Here is an 18530-nt window from a genome sequence, read left to right as displayed (position 1 = left end):
ATTGCTGGAACATCAGGTGGTCTGTATCTACTAGATACCATTAACCATGTTTCCCAAGATGTTACTAAAAATATCACGAATATCAAGGTAGAGTATGGCAATAATAAATCCATTAAAATTGGCGATTCCATGGCAGATAGCTATATTGCAGAAACCTCTTATAAAGCCTATGTCTTTGTCAATACAGGTCAAGAAAACGGGAAATATAAGAATAGCCAAGATGGGAAACAAGAAACTTTTGACGATAGTAAGGTACTAGGAACAGGCGATAAGAATGGAAATTTTAAAGCGGTCAAATCGAAAGATCGTAATAAATATCTGGATGAACTAGGAAATGGAGCCAATGATGATGGTGAAAAGAATCGGTGGGTTTCAGCTATGCCAGATTTCATTTTCACTCGTATGTTTTATGTCATCTTCAAAATCTGTGAAGCCTTTGTATTAGCGATACCGGTTATTTTGATTCAGATGTTAAACGTCATCGCTCAAACTCTTGTCCTGATGATGATCCTGCTCTTTCCAATTGTGCTATTGATGTCCTTTGTACCAAGAATGCAAGATTTGATTTTTGGAGTTCTGAAAGTCATGTTTGGTGGGCTACTTTTTCCAGCTATCACGAGTCTATTAACTCTATTAGTCTTCTACATTGAAAAAATGATTGAAAATATCGTTATTACAGGCTTTGATGGCATCCTTAAAACACTTCCATCCTTGATCATCTTTGGCCTAGTCTTTAAGCTACTCATCTCAGTTGTCTCAAAAGGACTCGTATATTTCCTTCTTTGGAAATACAAAGCTGAGCTGATCCAATTCATTCTTGGATCTAAAGCACGTATGGTTGCGAGTGATATTGGAAACAAAGTTGAAAAAGGAGTCACAAAGACTAGAGAAGTGGCTTCACAAGTACCATCTAGAAGTCTTTCATCTGCTCAACACCTTGGAAACTTTGCCCTAGCAGGTGCTGGTTTGGGAGCTGGAATGGTCATGAATGCCAAGAGTCACTTCCAAAATGTTGGTTCTTTCTTTACCAATAAGGAATCAGAGCACCAACCCGATGAAGTGCTCCCAACAGAAACGCTTGAGACGCCAACAAGTCCAGATGCTCCAGATTCAAACATTCCGAAAACAAAGGCAATTCCTGAGAAGGTTAAACCAGTTGAAGAAAAAACACCAAATCCTTCAATAAAATCTCCAATCACAGTGGAGCCAACACCAAGTTCAAACGAGGAATTCCAAACTCTTAAAGAAGAATGGATTTCTCAATTTAAACAACTCCGCATTAATAGTATTGAGCGCAAATTAGAGGAATATAAAGATCCTCAGGCCATGTATAAAGCTCAAGGATCAAATGCCTTCACTCGTGCTTATAGGAAAACTATGACACGTGATGATAAATTGAGAGCCAATATTGAACGAAGAGACCGATTAACAGAACGCTTAAAACAACTTAGAGGAGAATGATATGAATACCAAAATACGCTCAAGAACTTCTTTTCCAAGAGTTCTTGAAGAAACTCTTTATCAGGCCTACCAAGAAGGAAAACGCTCAGTCGATTTCCTTCTTTTATTTCCAGTCACAGAACAAGAGCAGGACCAAATCATCCTACAGGCCAAGTCCTATTCAGTTGTTTTAGATGCTAAATGGCGTTTTGGGACTGTCCTGTTCACTGCTTATATAAGACATTAACTAGAAGGGAGATTCGATGAAAAAACTAAAATGGTTTCTATTAGCTGGTCTCATTCCTCTCTTTCTACCAGTCCTCATTATCATTATTCTTATGGGGGCTGTCGGTGGTGGCGGAACAAACGGCTCACCCCAATCCCAAAATAGTGTGATTTATGCGGACCACTGGTCAGATGGAGATCCCTATACTCACAACTTGCTTGTTCATCGCTTCGGTATCACGGCAGAGCAATTAGACGGCTTTTTAGATACGTTAGGAATCTCCTATGATAAGAATCGAATTAATGGAAAAAAGCTCCTCGAATGGGAAGCTAAATCAAATCTTGATGTCCGTGGAATTGTTGCGATTGCACTGAATGAAAGTTCTCTTGGAACTGCTGGAGTTGCCACCAATCCTGGAGCTAATATGTTTGGTTTTGGTGCTTACGACACTAATCCAGGATACGCCAATAACTTTAATGATGAAGTCGCGGTTGTCGGACTAACCCAACAAACTATTATTGGGAATAAAAACCAAACCTTCAAAATTCAAGATGACAAAGCGAAGAAATTTGCGAATGGTACTCTAAACCCTTCAACCGATGGCGGTGTCTATTTCACAGATACTACTGGATCAGGAAAAAGACGTGCAGAAACGATGCAAAAACTGGATGCCTTCATTGATGAACATGGAGGAACACCAAAAGCTCCTGAACAAACGACAGGAAAAACTAGAGATGGTGGTGGGATCACTTCAAATGATATACCTGTAGGCTATAGTTTGACAACAGCTATTGATACCACAGGATATATCACTAGTACCTATCCTTGGGGACAATGTACCTGGTATGTCTTCAACCGTGGAAAACAAGTCGGAGTCAACTTTGATCCATTTATGGGAAATGGTGGTCAATGGATGAATAAGCCAGGTTTCACAACAACCCATACACCAACAGAACACTCTGCTCTATCATTTAGCCCTGGCCAAGCTGGAGCTGATCCAATATACGGACATGTTTCATTTGTGGAACAGGTCAAATCAGATGGTTCAATTCTCGTCTCAGAGTGTAATGTTAAAGGATTAGGGATCATTAGTTACCGTACTTTTGACGCAGAAACTGCCAAACAATTTACCTATGTAATAGGACATTAGAAAGGAATAGATATAGATGATTCAAGTTGTAGATAAAAATGATTTAATGGAATTGATTGGATATTCTGAAACACAAGCTAGTAAATTAATACGAAAGGCTAAAAGCCAGCTTGTACAAGAAGGATTTGAATGGTATAAGAATAAACGTATTGGACGTGTACCGATTATTACAGTTGAATCCATTCTTGGTTTTCAAATACAATTAAAAAATGATATAATTGAGGGGAACCTTCAAAGCGCTGTCATGACTGAAGGAGAAAAATAGCATGGCGGTAATAAAACAGGACGATGGACTGTGGCTAGTTGATATTAGTGATGGTAAAAGTTCCTTAACTGGCAAACGTATACGACACCGCAAATCTAATTTTTTAACGAAAAAAGAAGCAGAGGAATATGAGGCTTATTACCGTATCCATAAGTTAAATCAGATACAGAATACAAAAAAACTCACCATTTCCTCTCTTTATGTAATGTTAAAAGAAGAAGATGAGCTTCGTGGAAATAAAAGAGGTACAATAGATACTCAGAACTCATACTATACCCAATATGTATCGCGATTCTTTGAAAATGCTGATATGTCTTCAGTTACCATTCAAGATGTAAAAAAATATCGAGATTGGTTAATTGAACAGCCTAGTGTAAAAGGTGGAACACTTACACCAACTCATATTAACCAACAAATGATTTTTGTTCATAAGTTGTTTGATATTGCTATTTCGAAAGGATTCAGACAGGATAATCCATGTGATGCTATTCGGAAACTTCCAGAAAAGCATAAAGAAATGTCTTACTATACTCCTGAACAATTCAAGGAGTTTGAGTCCTATTTCGAAGAAAGTGAATATCCTTTTAAACTTTTATATCGTGTACTCATGTTTACGGGAATTCGTATGGGAGAGGCACTTGCCTTGACTTGGAGAGATGTTTTTCTTGACGAGGGATATATTAAGATCCGTAAGTCAGCCTATTATCGTAATGGGAAAACACATATTGGATCTGTAAAGACAACTCAATCAAATAGAGAAATCTACATCCATAAAGCTTTTGTGGATGAGCTGAGAACTTGGAAAACAGTCCAAAGTCAAAAGTTGTCTAAGCTCACTGATTCAACTGATGATTTACAGATTTTCCAATTTTCAGGGGAGCCTATGACTGCTCCGAATGTCTCTAACTTTAGAGCATCATTCAAGAAACGATTGCCAAAAGACTTCAAATTGATTCGAAACCATGATTTTAGGCATTCGCATGTGGCCTTTTTAATTAATCAGGGATTGAGGAGAGGAGAAGGAAAGGATTATATCTTTTTCACTCTGATGAAACGACTAGGACATAGTTCTATCAATACAACAATAAATATCTACTCACATTTGTTCCCATCACAACAAAAAGAAGTCGCTAACGCATTTGACGATTTTTAGAAAAATGGGCAGAAGTGGGCAGTAAAAATTAAGCAATAGGGTCTAAACCCTTGATACGAAAGGAATCTAGAAAACATTATGATGAATATGCAAAATATGATGAAGCAAGCTCAAAAATTGCAAAAGCAAATGGAGCAAAGCCAAGCAGAATTAGCCGCAACTCAATTTGTAGGGAAATCTGCTCAAGACTTGGTTGTTGCAACTCTTACAGGTGATAAGAAGGTTGTTTCCATCGATTTCAATGCTGCAGTGGTCGACCCAGAAGATACAGAAACTCTTTCTGATATGACGGTGCAAGCCATCAATGCTGCCATTGAAGAAATTGATGCGGCAACCAAGAAAAAACTCGGTGCTTTCGCAGGGAAATTACCATTTTAAGCTAAAGAAGTTTTCATTAATTCAAAAGAGGCTGGGACAAAAGTCCTAGCCTCTTAATTGTTTTTGGATTGTTGAGCCAGACGCAGTGGTTGAGTGGGCTCTACTACGCTGATTTCTTCAGCTTTTACAGCCCTACTCAACTGTGCGGAGGTGGGACGACGAAATCGAATTCTAACGAATTACCGATTTCTGTCCCACTCTCTCTTTTTATTCATCAAAAAATCCGGATAAGTCCAAGCCTCCGAAGGGGTTGGTGGAGAAGTTCTCTTGCTCTTCAAGGAGGGTGCGGCCTTGATCAAATTCGAGGAATTCTTCGTAGACAAGGGCTGTCATGCGGGCGTCCTCTAAGCTATCGTGTGATTTTCCTGCAACTCCCAAAAATTCTGCAACGGTGTGGAGTTGGAGATTTTTAATGCCGTGGAGGTCAGATGGACGACGTTCGAAAGCCTCGTCAAAGACATCGACAGCGTACTGGTCTTCTAGATCCAAGCCATTTTCAAGCAGAATGGGTAGGTCGCTTTTTTTGGCATTGTATCCGATCAAGGGCCGGTCTCCTACAAAGGCCTTGAATTCGCTGAGGACCTGTTCTAGTTGTGGGGCATTTTGGATCTTGTCCTGGGTAATGCCAGTCAGGCCGTTAATAAAGCTTTTTAGGGGCTTATCGGTGTAAACGTAGGAGTCGTAGTGATCGACTTCTTTACCGTGCGTAAAGTGTACGGCAGACACTTGGATGATCTGATAGGCGCCTTCGTATTGGTTAAATTCGAGGTCAAAGGCGATATAATCTTCTAATGCTTTCATGGGAAATCTCCTGTGGTAGAAAAGAAAAGGGACTGGTAGGATCCAGCCCCGGATTATCGACGGAAAACGCGTGCCCAGAAACCTTTGCTTTCTTGCTCTTGAACTTTTTCGTTGGCTTGTTCAAGTTCAAGTTTCAAGGTATCTCGGTCGTTCATTGCTTGTAAAGTCAATTGTTGTTGTTGGTCCAATTGCTTGTCTTTTTCAGCAATTTGAACGTCTTTTACGCGCAACTGTTCATCTTTCTTAGCGAGTTGCTCGTCTTTGGCTTTGAGTTGCTCGTAGAGACGGACGATTTCAGAATTTTTTTCATCCACCAAAATTTCCATCAATTCGCGTTGCTTCACATCATCGCTGACTGGCTCATCTTCAAAAATAGTTTTTTTGTAGATTTCTTCGAGCTTGATCAAGCCACTACGGGTTACAACGGTAACCCCTTTTTCGTTTTTTTGTGTATCTTCTGGAGCCAGCGCCTTGACACGGTTATTGACCGCCTGGCGGCTGACTCCTAAAATTTCAGCAATTTCGCTGACAGTTTTTTCAATCGCCATAACTTCCTCTAATATCTTTTTCTATGAAATACTCTATTAGATAGTAACATAAGTAGGCTAAGCTGTCAAATGAAGCAAAGAGAGGACAAGCTTTGAGAGCACGATTAGTGGGCCTCTGTCATTTCAGGAAGATGGAGGCTTGATTGTGCTAAGTCAATGGTGAGTTGGTAATCGGTTTGATCACGCACAGTGATTTCAAAGTCCGTCGTGTAAAGGACCAAGCGAAGAGTTGAACCTTTTTCGAGCTTGTAGATGGTTGGTTGGAGATCAAAGTCAAATTCCATCCACTCGCCTGGTGTTACGGCCTCAACCTCTAAGAGGTCATGCCGGTTTTGGAGGTTGAGATAACCTTTCGAAATGACTCGTTGGCCCGCTTCCTTGAAGGGCAACTCGGTCAAGTTGTCTAGCATATGGTAGCGACCGTTATCCAGTGTACGGACCGATAAGACTGCAGGATAGGGTTGGAGGTATTTCTTGCTTCCAAGCTCTAAGAGTTGGGCTGAGAGAAGGCCTTTATTGGTGCTGGAGTGAAGTCGTAGGTGAAGGCGAGGTTTCCCGTTGAGGTGCAGGTCTTCTTCGATTGGAAGATCGATCGTCACCTGTTGCACCTTGTCTTGGTAGAGATCGCTTAAGAAGGTCGGATAAGCCTTGCCATAGCGCTCGTAATCTTTTGTCTCGTAGCGATTTTGGATGATTTTTTCGTCGTCTCCCAGGGAGAAGGTTCGCTGACTTGTTTGGTTGCCAAAATCATCCAAGGAAGTCCAACTTTGTTCTCCTGTATTGTCCTGCCAGATGACAGTAGGCAATTCATAGCTTGAATCGTAGCCCAGCAATTTTTTAGAGAGGAGGGCGTTCATGCTTTCGCGGAAGTCAATGGATTGCCAGTTGTTGAGGTAGACATGGGCACCATTGTGGTAGAAGAGGTGTTTCTTGATGTTTGCTGGAAGAGCCTGGAACATATTAAAGACGTGAAGGGGTTTCACGTTCCAGTCTTGGGAACCATGGGTAAAGACTACCTCTGCTTGGACTCGATCAGCATGTAGGAGATAATTCCGGTCGTGCCAGAACTGATTGTAGTCTCCAGAAGCTCGGTCCAGCTCTTTTTTCACGATGTCTAGATCGGCTTGGTGGGCTGCATTATGGTGTAAATAGTCTCCACCTAGAAGGTTGCGCGAGTAGGTCAATTCTGCAAGGGAATCAAAGTCTTCACCTGGATAGCCTCCAGGACTTGTGACAAGGCCGTTTTCGCGGTAGTAGTTGTACCAAGAAGAAATCCCAGCCTCCGCAATGATGACTTCTAGGCCGTCCACACCTGTGGTCGCAAGGCCGTTAGACATGGTTCCAAGGTAGGAGATCCCGGTCGTTGCGACCTTTCCATTAGACCAATCGGCTTTGACTTGACGCTGGCGTGTATGATCTGTAAAGGCCCGGCAACGGCCATTGAGCCAGTCGATGACATTCTTGTAGGCTTCGATTTGTTGGTAATTTCCATTGGTCATCAGCCCTTGTGAATCTTTTGTCCCCACTCCAGAGACGTAGAGATTGGCGAAGCCACGGGCGAGAAGGTAGTCATTGAGAGTATAACTGCTGTTGATATGAGTGAGGGTTTCTTCAGCCTCAGAGACCAGTCGGGCTTCTCCAACTGGGTCAACGGTTTCGAGCGTGGGTTGACTGACTTGGATGCTTCTTGCTTCTTTTTTCTCCAGGTCCACATTCATATTATAGAGAGCCTTGTCACTGGCCTTGTCATTGGTTCCTTGGTGATAAGGGCTGGCAGTCATGACGGCTGGAATTTTTCCTTCATAGCGAGGGCGAATAATATTGACCTTGATCAAATCTGGAAGGCCATCTTGGTCGCTATCAATCCGACTTTCCACATAGACCACCTCACGAATCACATCATGGCAGTTAAAGGTAGCTAGACTTTTTCCGTTGAAAAAGTGGTAGCGATTGTCTTCAGGGATCAAGCCATCACTGACCAACTGTTCAATTAGTAAATTCCCTTTGACTGTTCGAGTATTGAGGAGGTGATAGAGGTTTTCAACCAAGTTTCCATACTCAATCGGAAATTGGACTTCTTTCAAGAAGCTATCCGTATCTTCAAAATCAATAAAATAGCGGAAACCGAGCAACTGGAGAGCTACTGTGTAAAAAATCTCCGGCGACCATTCGCGGTCTGATTGGAAATAGCTCAGGAGATCTGTTTCAGCATCCGCCACTAGGTTAGAGAGGGGATAATCTGTATTTTTGTAGGTGAAATAAACCTTGCGAACAAACCATTCAAACAGTTCTTTCTCTGTAAGATGAAGGGGAAGGTCAAACCCAATTTCTTTTAGTTCCTTAAGAATGTCTTTTTGGTCAACAGATAGATAGCTATATTGATTGTATTTCATAGGCTGCTCCTTTTATCAGTTTCTTTGTTCTTTACTTTTTATATTATACTTGATAAAATGGTATTTGTCTAAAGACCTTTCGTCTATAAGGAGAAGGAATATTGAAAAAAATATCTTTTGAACAAATTGCAAGAAGAAGGACCTTATTGTTTGGGGTTCTTGCCGTCATTTTTGGGATCCTCATTTTTCGAAACGGTGTTGGTTTCACAAAATTTTCCTTGGATCTATTAGCCATTTACTTTTTAGTTGATGGACTAGGAAGCTTTCTTCTTCGCTTTTTGTTACGTAGCAAGTCTATTTCCTATAGCCACTCTATTTGGTTTATTTTTCTTTCACTTGCGTTGATCTGGTTGAATCGACTGAGTAGTCTGCCCGTAAACTTAGTTGTGATTTGTTTAGGGGCATATCAGTTGGGGAGTGCCATTGTCTATGGGATCACATTTTGGCTTTATAAGGCCAATCGGGTAAAAGGAGGCTGGCTCTATTTATGGGATGCGCTTTTAAACGGTGGGATTGGTCTAGCAACTGTCTTGGAACCTGGTTCAGATGGGCACTTCCAATTTATCCTCTTGGGGGCTTATCTGGTCTTGTTGGGGATTTCTAATATTCGAGATGGTATTTTATTTGACAAAGACCAACAAGGCCAAGAGTTAAAACGTCGCTTTCGTATTAGCCTACCGGTTATCTTTGCAGCCTTTATCCCTGCTAAGGAGTTAAAACGGTTTAACCAGTTTCTTCAAAAAGGGAGCTCGGCGGGACACACAGGCCCTTATCGATTGGTGAAAAAAGAAGAAGAGGCAAGGGAATTAGAAATTTTGGTTCATACTTCTGACAGCAACTTATTTGGAGCGATTGGGCATGTAGATATTTGTTATCAGGGGAAGGTCATTTCTTACGGAAGTTACGATCCCTTTTCAGAGCGTCTATTTGGGACGATTGGGGATGGCGTACTGTTTAAAGTGGATAAGGAACCATACATCGAACTATGTAAAAAAGAGAGTCAAAAGACGCTGTTTGGCTACAGCCTATCCCTTACCGAAGAAGAGAATCAGGCAGTAGAGAAGCGTCTAGCTGAAATTGATCAGTTGTTAGAACCTTGGGATCCACCTAGTAGGTTACTGGAAGACGGTCAGCCGACCTACGCTTACAAATTGAAATATGATTTAGGGGCTGAGCTATATAAATTTACTTCTTCGCGTTTTAAATCTTACTTTGTTCTGTCTACGAATTGCTGCCTGTTAGCAGATTCCATTGTGGGACAGGCGGGAACGGCTGTATTAGATGTGCGTGGAGTGATTGCACCAGGGACCTATCAGGATTACTTAGAATACGAATTTGAAGCTCCAAACGGGCGGGTCCATACACGAACAGTATATTAAGAAAAGAAAGACAGATTCTAAATTTTGAGAAATCTGTCTTTTCTTGCGCAAAATTTCTTGTAAAAAACCAGAAAATTATTTACAATAAAAAGTGCTTGGAGGAAAGTATGACAGCAAATCAGATCGTAAGAGTGATCCCAGTCTTGAAAGTGAATAACCGAAATGTCAATCAACGCTTTTATGAAGAGACATTGGGAATGAAAGTATTAGTGGAAGAAGGAGCTCTCCTATCTTTAGGAGATGCCTCAAAAGTAGAAAAAATCGTCTTAGAAGAGTCACCGAGTATGCGTTCGCGTAAGGTCGAAGGTCCAAAGAAATTGGGTCGCATCGTGGTGAAAGTGGCACAAGCTCAAGAAATTGATTATTTGTTGGCCCGCCAGCCAGAAACAAGCGCCCTTTACCAAGGAGGGAATGGTCGCGCCTTTGAAGTTGTGTCTCCTCAAGGAGATACCATTTTCGTGCATGCTGAAGAAAATCTTGAAAGCCTAGAACCGTTGGAGAAAGCGCCTCTTGTTGACGTGCCAGAAGATTTCAAAGGTTTGACCAGTTTTGATGTGGACTTTCTTGAGGTTAATGTGGCCGATTTTGCTGAGGCTGAGAAGTTCTATAGCAACTTGCCAGCTTTGGCCCACTTTATCCATTTACAGGAAGCCCGAGGAGAAGATCTCCAAGTGGAGAACAAGGTGACCTGGGATTTGAGCATGATCAAGATTGAATTGGCATCTTTTGATGTGGAAGTCTTGAAAGAACGCTTGGGAGAAGCTGTCGATTTTGTGCACCGTAAGGGAACTTTCTTGATTGCCAAGGATCCAAGCCAGATCGAACTCTGGTTTGAAGCCAATCAAGATCAGGTCCATATTTCTTATGAAGAATAAGAATGGAGTGATGAGCGTGAATGCAATCATCGAAAAAATTACCGAACAAATCCAAGAAGGCATCTATCCAGGTGCCTCTCTTGCGCTTTACCGCAATGGTCAGTGGAGTGAGCACTATCTAGGACTTGCGGACCCTGAAAAAGAAGAGCCAGTAGTGGCTGACCTGGTCTATGATTTGGCCAGTGTCAGTAAGGTCGTCGGAGTCGCTACCATCTGTGCCTTTTTGTATGCGAAAGGGGAGCTTCCGCTCGATCGCCCCTTTAAAGAGCTTTACCCGTGTTTTGCTCATGAGAAGACAACCATCCGGGAACTCTTGACCCATACGTCAGGACTTGATCCTTTTATCCCCAACCGGGATCAATTGGATGCGAGACAGTTGAAAACAGCCCTTGAAAATTTGCAGTTAAAAGAAGACAAGAGTTTTCATTACACCGACGTCAATTTTCTTTTGCTGGGCTTTTGGTTAGAAGACAGGTTTCACCAGTCCTTGGATCGTTTATTTGAAGAGCTGATTTTTACACCTTGGAAGATGACGGAAACACGGTTTGGACCGGTCGAAAAGGCGGTACCAACAGTCCGTGGAGTGGCTTCTGGAAGTGTTCATGATCCCAAAGCGAGAGTTCTGGGCCCTCATGCGGGAAGTGCTGGACTTTTTTCAACTCTTGCTGATCTAGAGCGCTTCTTAGAGCATTATCTGAAGGATGATTTTGCGCGTGACTTGTCTCAGAATTTTGCGCGTGAAGAGGGAAAGACCCGCGCTCTTGGATGGAATCTAGAGGGTGACTGGTTGGATCATACGGGCTATACTGGAACCTTCATCATGTACAATCGCAAGAGGCAGGAAGCTGTGATCTTTTTGTCCAACCGGACCTATGAGAAGGACGAACGGGCCCAATGGATCCTAGACCGCAACTCCTTGATGGACTTGATCAAACAAGAATTTGAAAAATAGAAATGGAAGGCTAGGATGATGGATCCTAGCCTTTTGCTATCTGTCAGATAGAACTCAACTCCGTCTTAGGTTGGATTTCCTTCAAAAGCATCGCTTTTTTGACTGATTTATATTAAAATAGTAATGACCTTAATAGAGCGAGATGAATATGAACAAAGAGATAGGCGTCGGAAGGGCGCATAGTAAAATTATCTTAATTGGAGAGCATGCAGTGGTCTATGGTTATCCGGCTATTGCTTTGCCACTCCATCATATCGAAGTGACCTGCCAGATCATTCCGGCAGACAGTCCATGGATTTTGTTTGAAGATGACACCTTGTCCATGGCAGTTTTTGCGTCTCTTGAGCACCTCGGGATTCGCGAGGCCCGGATTCGCTGCCGCATTCAGTCCATGGTACCGGAAAAACGGGGGATGGGATCGTCTGCGGCGGTGAGTATCGCAGCTATTCGTGCAGTTTTTGACTATTATCAGAAAGAGCTGGATGATGAGACCTTAGAAATCCTGGTCAATCGAGCAGAAACCATTGCCCATATGAATCCAAGTGGGCTCGATGCCAAGACTTGTTTGAGCGATCAAGCCATTAAATTCATCCGGAATGTCGGCTTTTACCCGCTGGAGCTGGGGATAAAAGCGAGCTTGGTGATTGCGGATACGGGGATTCACGGCAATACCCGTGAGGCGATTCAAAAGGTTGAAGCCAAGGGGCAGGAAGTTTTGTCCCATTTCCATGAGATTGGTCAGTTGACCCAGCAGGTGGAAGAGGCTCTAAAAATGAATGATCTAACGAGCCTGGGACAGGCTTTGACTACTTGCCATGAGCACTTGAAAGCCGTGGGTGTCAGCTGTGAAAAAGCAGACCACCTGGTCGCCGTTGCCCTTGAAAATGGAGCCTTAGGCGCTAAAATGAGCGGAGGCGGTCTTGGTGGTTGTGTGATTGCCCTCGTTAAGGATTCTCGTGAAGCAGCAACCATTGCCCATGCATTAGAAAAAGAAGGAGCGCACCATACATGGATCGAAAACCTGTAAAAGCTAAGTCCTATGCCAATATCGCGATTATCAAATACTGGGGAAAAGAAGATGCCAAACAGATGGTCCCTTCGACCAGTTCGATTTCGTTAACCTTAGAGAATATGTATACAGAGACGAGTCTCTCTCCCTTGCCAGCAGATGCGACTGCGCATGAATTTTACATCGATGGGAAATTCCAAAATCCAGCTGAGCAAGCCAAAATTGGAGCTGTGATTGATGGCTTGAAGCCAGCAAATGAAATGGGATTTGTTCGGGTGGATACCAGCAACAACATGCCAACCGCAGCAGGCTTGTCCTCTAGCTCGAGCGGGCTCTCTGCTCTCGTTAAGGCTTGCAATCGGTATTATGATTTGGGCTTGACCCAGGAGGAATTAGCTCAAAAAGCCAAGTTTGCTTCGGGCTCTTCTTCGCGGTCTTTCTTTGGTCCCTTAGCAGCCTGGGACAAAGAAAGTGGAGAGATTTATAAGGTCAAAACAGACCTAAAACTGGCTATGATCATGCTGGTCCTCAATGACAAGCAAAAGCCCGTTTCCAGCCGGGAAGGGATGAAACGCTGCATGGAGACCTCGACTAATTTCAAAGAATGGATCGAAGAGTCTCGACAAGATTACAAGGACATGCTGGGCTATCTAGCTGGCAATGATTTTGAACAAGTCGGTCAGTTGACAGAGCGCAATGCCCTTGCTATGCATGCGACGACTAGAACAGCCACTCCAGCCTTTAGCTACTTGACAGAAGAAAGCCACAAAGCTATGGACTTTGTCCGTGAGCTTCGCGCTGCAGGCCATGCTTGTTACTTTACCATGGATGCAGGGCCAAACGTTAAGGTTCTCTGTTTAGAAGAAGACTTGGATCAGCTGGTGCCCTTATTTGATGCCCGCTATCGGACCATCGTATCTAAGACAAAGGATCCTCAAGATGAAGACTAAGTATCAGGTACAGACTGGAGGCAAGCTCTATCTAGCTGGAGAATACGCAGTGCTAACACCTGGTTATGGAGCTGTGATTCAGTTTATTCCTATTTATCTATCAGCTACCATCCAAGAATCTAGAAGCTATCAGCTAGCCTCAGATCTCTTTGGTTACCAGGTGGATTTGACCCCAAATAAGGACTACGCCTTGATTCAAGAGACCATTCAGCTCATGGAAGAGTGGCTGAAAGATCAGGGAATAGCCCCTAAACCGTTTGATCTTCACCTTAGAGGAACACTGGGCGAAGAGGGGAAAAAGTATGGGATTGGTTCCAGCGGAAGTGTGGTCTTGCTCGTGATCAAGGCCATGGCTGCTCTGTATGAACTAGACCTAAATCCGGACCTGCTCTTTCGACTAGCAGCAGTGGTCTTGGTGCAAAGAGGGGACAATGGTTCCATGGGCGATTTGGCTTGTATCGCCTACGAGGACTTAATTTATTACCAATCCTTTGATCGGGCTTGGTTGCATGAAGCCTTGACTTCTCAGCCTCTTTCACAAGTTTTAGACCTGGATTGGGACTACCAGATCCGCTTGATCCAGCCAGCCATCTCTTATGATTTTCTGGTTGGTTGGACCAAGGAACCAGCGATTTCAAGTGATTTGATCCGCCAGGTCAAGGGAGCGATCAAGGAAGAATTTCTTCAGGAGAGCCAGAGCGCAGTGAAGAATCTTGAAAAAGGCCTCCGTGAAGGGAACCAAAAGGACATTGAGACCAGTATCAAACGCGCCGATAAGAACCTAAAGTCTTTGAACCCTTTGATCTATACCCCAGCTCTAAAAGAGCTGCAAGAAGCGACAGAGGGGCTTTCTGCCTGTGCCAAATCCAGTGGTGCTGGAGGAGGCGACTGTGGGATCGCCCTTAGTTTTGACCCAGTTGAGACTCAGATCTTGATAAAGCGCTGGAAGAAAAAGAATATTGAAGTCATTTACCAAGAAAGGATGGGAGATTCGTGAGCGAGAATCGAAAAGACCAGCATATTCGCTATGCCTTGGAGCAAAGCTCCTCCTATAATAGCTTTGATGAGATCGAGCTGATTCACCGATCCCTCCCCCTTGTGGATCTAGCGGAGATTGATTTGACAACCCATTTCGCAGGGCGTGATTGGGAGGTTCCTTTTTATATCAATGCCATGACAGGTGGGAGTGAACGGGCCAAAGAGATCAATCAAAAGTTGGCAGCAGTAGCCCAAGCCTGTGGGATTCTCTTTGTGACTGGTTCTTACAGTGCAGGGCTGAAGGATCCGAACGATCAATCATACGCTGTCAAAACAGATCACCCTCATCTTTTGTTGGCGACCAATATTGGCCTCGATAAAGAGCCAGACTTGGGTTTAAGAACAGTGGAAGAACTACAACCTCTCTTTCTTCAAGTTCATGTGAATCTGATGCAAGAGTTACTCATGCCAGAAGGGGAGCGGATTTTCCACACTTGGAAAGACCATCTCCAGAGCTATGGGCAGGCCTTTCCTGTGCCGGTAGTCCTGAAAGAAGTCGGCTTTGGTATGGATCCTAAAACAGTTCAGCTGGCACTAGATGCTGGGATAAAAACCGTTGACATTTCTGGCCGTGGTGGCACTAGTTTTGCCTATATTGAGAATCGTCGTGGAGGCAATCGCGCTTATTTGGATGATTGGGGACAATCAACTGCGCAGTGTCTCTTACAGTTACAAGATCAGATAGATCAGGTTGAGATCCTCGCGAGTGGTGGCATCCGTCATCCCCTTGATATGGTGAAGGCCTTGGTCCTTGGAGCGCGTGGTGTAGGGCTTTCACGCGTTTTTCTTGAAATGGTAGAGACCAAGAGCATCGAAGAAGTGATTGCTATTGTCCAAGGATGGAAAGAAGACCTTAGATTACTCCTTTGTGCGCTCGGTTGTCAGAACCTGAAAGAGCTCCGAGAAGTCGACTATCTCCTCTATGGAAAATTGTGGCAAGCTCAGCAACAGAGAAAATGAAGAAAAATCATTTTAGAAACTTTCCTTAGGTGAGTACGGACGTTAGGTGAAATTATCCAGTGGATGATTTCAGCAATCCAGGAAGTTCCATAACTTAGTTTTGAACCTAAGGTTTCAAAACTCCCGAGTGCCTGAAACAAAAATGTTTCAGGCACTTTTCTCACAGCGGAAAGTTTCAGTATTTTTGAATCGATTTAAAAATTGGAATGCATTTCTATTTCTTTGCAGAATCGCTTAACTTATTTTACTTTAAAATAGTTTATCTATATTCTAATGATTGACTTTTTAAAGCCAATCCTTTCTTTTTTGAAAAAGTGTTTCCCCTCAAAAATTCTGATAATTTACGAATCGTTTACGGTTGCTGGAAACGCTTGCAAAACAGGATCGTAAAAGAGTATACTAAATAAGGAAAAACATTTTTAAAAAGGAGTTTAGGATGAAGAAGCACTATTTTCGCTCAGCTGTAGCAGCCTTGCTTCCGCTTTTGTTGATTGCTCAACCTGTTGAGGCTTGTACGGGGTTCATCATTGGGAAGAAACTGACGGCCGACGGCTCGACCTTGGTAGGGCGTACCGAAGATTTAGAGCCCAACCATAATAAAAATTTTGTGGTCAGAGAGCGTGTCTACAATAAAAAAGGTGCCATCTTTGAGGATGCCGCCAACGGTTTTCAATATCCCTTGCCAGAGATTAGCTATAAGTATACAGCAGTCCCAGATGTCACCCCAGATCAGGGAATTTTTGACGAAGCAGGATTCAATGAATATGGGGTTTCCATTTCTGCGACTGTATCTGCTTCAGCAAATGACAAGATCCAAAAAGTGGATCCCTATGTCAAGGATGGTTTGGCAGAATCCGGCTTAACCAGCATTGTTCTCCCAAGTGTGAAAACCGCAAGAGAAGGGGTTGAACTCATTGCTAAAATCGTCGAAGAAAAAGGCGCTGCAGAAGGAAATATTGTGACCATTGCCGATAAAGAAGGTGTCTGGTATATGGAAATCCTATCCGGTCACCAATATGCGGCCATTCTCTTCCCAGAAGATCGCTTTGCAGTCTTTCCAAATACTTTCTTCTTAGGCCATGTTGATTTATCGGATACAGAGCGTACGATTGCCTCAAAAGATCTTGAAAAAGTCGCCAAAGAAGCCAATAGCTATAAGGAAGTGGATGGAAAATTCCATGTTTCTCAATCCTATAATCCGCCTTTGCAAGAAGCGGATCGTTCGCGGGTTTGGTCGGGGATCAAATCTCTAGACCCAAGCTCTCCTGTTAAATATGATGATGCGTCCTTTGACCTTCTTCATACAACCGATCGGAAATTAACTCTCCGCGATGCCATGAATCTCCAACGCAATCGTTTGGAAGGAACCAAATACAAACCACTGGATCAAATGGAGCTAGATGGAAAAGGCATCCCGAAAAAAGGAGAGTTTGATGCAGTTTATAAATACCCGATTTCCAATCCAAATGTCATGGAGGCCCATATTTTCCAACTGAAAGATGAAGTTCCAGCGAGTGCTGGAGGAGGAACCATGTGGCTATCGATGGGCAGTCCGCGGAATGCTCCTTACCTACCGTACTATGGCAATATTCTCAACACCTATCAAGCCTACCAAGAATTAGGCGATCATTACAATGACCGCTCCTGGTATTGGACCATTTCAAGAATCAATGACCTTGTAGCCAAGTATCCTGATTTATTCGAAGATGGGGCGATTCGTACTGAAATGGAACGATTGGAATCTCAGTGGATGGTTGAACAAGATCTGAGTGATCAGGAACAAATTGCCCTTGCTTCTCAGCCTGAAGAAGCGAGTAAGAAGGCAACAGAGGAAGGAATAGCGAGAGCTGAGAAAACCTTTGAACGCTTGCAAGAAATTAGAAAAGAAGCAGAACAAAAGGTAGCAGATGAACACGGAAAAAGTGCTCTGCAAGATCTAGATGATGAAGAAGATGCTGCTTATGAAGAGAAAATTGATCTGGTTGATTTTGACTATGATTACATTTTAGCAGCAGGCTTGTTCGGAGCAACCCTTCTAGCGATTGTGATCTACCTGATTCGCTCAAAGAAACAAAAGGGAGGAAAACAAGATGACTAAAATTCAAAGAGCCTCAATCTATCTTTTTCTACTGTTTGCAGGAATTGGCTTGGAGTTTGAACTCGGTCATCTTTCTCAACAAGAATTTAGCCAGTCTGCCGGCAGAGATTTGGTCTTAAACTTGTCTGTCTTAGCTGCTATTATTATCCCGCTCTATCTCTTTTCAAAACGATTGGCCAAGCAGTTGACTGTCCCAACTTATGTCTTATGGATTGCCATGTTTGGAGGAGCCTTCGTAGCAGGCTGGTTGAGCTTTTCAGGCAATAGCTTAATTGATATTATGAATAGCCATGTGATCAAGGATGCCACTGTCTTTAACAAGTGGACCGATGCCTTGACAGCCCCATTTTCAGAGGAATTCTTTAAGGCTCTGGTTGCCTTTTGGGTTGTCTTGATGGTTGGCAAGAAAGATCTAAAAGCAATTCTAATTGCAGGCTTGGGCTCTGGCTTTGGTTTTCAAATCATTGAGGATTTAGGGTACGTTGCCCGCCAAACCAAAATCAGTCAATTAGCCGCGGTTACTGAGGCCATTAACCGGATCTCTGGTGGATTAGCTTCACATGCCCTCTATACAGCTGTTGTATCCGTTGGTATCTTCCTCTTGTTGTCTCAAGTGACCCAGCAAAAGGAAAAACTCTTTGGGCTCTGGTGTGTTCTCTCGACAGTAGCCAATCACTTCTTATGGAACTCTCCGTTTTATGAAACAGACCATCGGATTAATCTTCTCGTCGGACTGCTCTTTGCCGTCCAAGTAGGGACCTTTATCGAAGTGGTGCTCTATACTAAGAAACATCCCGAGTTGTCATTTTTAAAATAATAAGAAAAATTTTTCAAACACAAAAGAGAGTGGGACAGAAATCGGTAATTCGTTAGAATTCGATTTCGTCGTCCCACCTCCGCACAGTTGAGTAGGGC

The 18530-nt window shown here is 43.2% G+C and carries 18 protein-coding genes; 15 read left to right on the top strand and 3 right to left on the bottom strand.

The window, feature by feature from the left end; all coding sequences use genetic code 11:
- The 6 genes from ACESR9_RS10035 to ACESR9_RS10010 form a co-directional block, all read left to right on the top strand.
- The coding region (locus ACESR9_RS10035) for an MFS transporter (RefSeq protein WP_373106422.1) at positions 1–1461 on the top strand (1461 nt) is incomplete at its 5' end.
- Between the two features lies 1 nt (position 1462).
- Positions 1463–1687, top strand: a complete 225-nt coding sequence (locus ACESR9_RS10030) for a hypothetical protein (RefSeq protein WP_003005653.1) — start codon at positions 1463–1465, stop codon at positions 1685–1687.
- Between the two features lie 16 nt (positions 1688–1703).
- Complete coding sequence (locus ACESR9_RS10025) at positions 1704–2816, top strand: CHAP domain-containing protein (protein ID WP_373106421.1); 1113 nt, start codon at positions 1704–1706, stop codon at positions 2814–2816.
- A 16-nt stretch (positions 2817–2832) separates the two neighbouring features.
- Complete coding sequence (locus tag ACESR9_RS10020; protein WP_003005186.1) at positions 2833–3081, top strand: DUF3173 family protein; 249 nt, start codon at positions 2833–2835, stop codon at positions 3079–3081.
- Between the two features lies 1 nt (position 3082).
- Positions 3083–4234 (top strand): site-specific integrase, encoded by a 1152-nt coding sequence (locus tag ACESR9_RS10015; protein WP_373106420.1) that lies wholly within the window; start codon positions 3083–3085, stop codon positions 4232–4234.
- Positions 4235–4312: 78 nt separating this feature from the next.
- Positions 4313–4612: a YbaB/EbfC family nucleoid-associated protein gene (locus ACESR9_RS10010; protein WP_003005613.1), complete on the top strand. Its 300-nt coding sequence runs from the start codon at positions 4313–4315 to the stop codon at positions 4610–4612.
- 207 nt (positions 4613–4819) lie between these two features.
- Here ACESR9_RS10010 and ACESR9_RS10005 read toward each other — a convergent pair whose 3' ends face one another.
- The 3 genes from ACESR9_RS10005 to ACESR9_RS09995 all read right to left on the bottom strand — a co-directional run bounded on the left by ACESR9_RS10005 (position 4820) and on the right by ACESR9_RS09995 (position 8354).
- Positions 4820–5413 (bottom strand): 3'-5' exonuclease, encoded by a 594-nt coding sequence (locus tag ACESR9_RS10005; protein WP_373106419.1) that lies wholly within the window; start codon positions 5411–5413, stop codon positions 4820–4822.
- Between the two features lie 53 nt (positions 5414–5466).
- Positions 5467–5961 (bottom strand): DUF536 domain-containing protein, encoded by a 495-nt coding sequence (locus ACESR9_RS10000; RefSeq protein ID WP_125826623.1) that lies wholly within the window; start codon positions 5959–5961, stop codon positions 5467–5469.
- A gap of 104 nt (positions 5962–6065) precedes the next feature.
- A complete protein-coding gene (locus ACESR9_RS09995) occupies positions 6066–8354 on the bottom strand; it encodes a Xaa-Pro dipeptidyl-peptidase (protein ID WP_373106418.1) in 2289 nt (762 codons plus the stop codon).
- 101 nt (positions 8355–8455) lie between these two features.
- Between ACESR9_RS09995 and ACESR9_RS09990 the strand changes: the two genes are divergently transcribed.
- From ACESR9_RS09990 to ACESR9_RS09950, 9 genes are all read left to right on the top strand, one after another.
- Positions 8456–9733: a DUF308 domain-containing protein gene (locus ACESR9_RS09990; RefSeq protein WP_373106417.1), complete on the top strand. Its 1278-nt coding sequence runs from the start codon at positions 8456–8458 to the stop codon at positions 9731–9733.
- A gap of 107 nt (positions 9734–9840) precedes the next feature.
- Positions 9841–10608 carry a CppA N-terminal domain-containing protein gene (locus ACESR9_RS09985; RefSeq protein WP_373106415.1) on the top strand — a complete coding sequence of 256 codons (768 nt, stop codon included), beginning with the start codon at positions 9841–9843 and terminating at the stop codon, positions 10606–10608.
- A 10-nt stretch (positions 10609–10618) separates the two neighbouring features.
- Entirely contained in the window at positions 10619–11560 is a 942-nt protein-coding gene (locus ACESR9_RS09980; protein ID WP_373106414.1) for a serine hydrolase domain-containing protein, read from the top strand.
- A 148-nt stretch (positions 11561–11708) separates the two neighbouring features.
- Positions 11709–12587, top strand: coding sequence for a mevalonate kinase (gene mvk, locus ACESR9_RS09975; protein WP_315377347.1), 879 nt, complete (start codon positions 11709–11711; stop codon positions 12585–12587).
- Positions 12569–13519 carry a diphosphomevalonate decarboxylase gene (gene mvaD / locus ACESR9_RS09970; protein ID WP_373106413.1) on the top strand — a complete coding sequence of 317 codons (951 nt, stop codon included), beginning with the start codon at positions 12569–12571 and terminating at the stop codon, positions 13517–13519. The genes mvk and mvaD overlap by 19 nt, the downstream gene beginning before the upstream one ends.
- On the top strand, positions 13509–14516 hold the full coding sequence (locus tag ACESR9_RS09965) for a phosphomevalonate kinase (RefSeq protein WP_373106412.1): 1008 nt from the start codon (positions 13509–13511) through the stop codon (positions 14514–14516). The genes mvaD and ACESR9_RS09965 overlap by 11 nt, the downstream gene beginning before the upstream one ends.
- The gene (gene fni / locus ACESR9_RS09960) at positions 14513–15517 is read left to right on the top strand and encodes a type 2 isopentenyl-diphosphate Delta-isomerase (protein ID WP_373106411.1); all 1005 of its coding nucleotides are present in this window, start codon (positions 14513–14515) and stop codon (positions 15515–15517) included. The genes ACESR9_RS09965 and fni overlap by 4 nt, the downstream gene beginning before the upstream one ends.
- A gap of 436 nt (positions 15518–15953) precedes the next feature.
- Positions 15954–17615, top strand: coding sequence for a C69 family dipeptidase (locus tag ACESR9_RS09955; RefSeq protein ID WP_254727510.1), 1662 nt, complete (start codon positions 15954–15956; stop codon positions 17613–17615).
- Entirely contained in the window at positions 17608–18432 is an 825-nt protein-coding gene (locus ACESR9_RS09950; RefSeq protein ID WP_373106409.1) for a PrsW family glutamic-type intramembrane protease, read from the top strand. Before ACESR9_RS09955 ends, ACESR9_RS09950 begins: the two co-directional genes overlap by 8 nt.
- Positions 18433–18530: the final 98 nt, after the last annotated feature.

Source organism: Streptococcus parasanguinis (genome assembly GCF_964238605.1).
Classification (GTDB): domain Bacteria; phylum Bacillota; class Bacilli; order Lactobacillales; family Streptococcaceae; genus Streptococcus; species Streptococcus parasanguinis_AJ.
The sequence above is the reverse complement of the archived record's forward strand: the minus strand, read 5'-3'. Positions and strand labels throughout refer to the sequence as shown.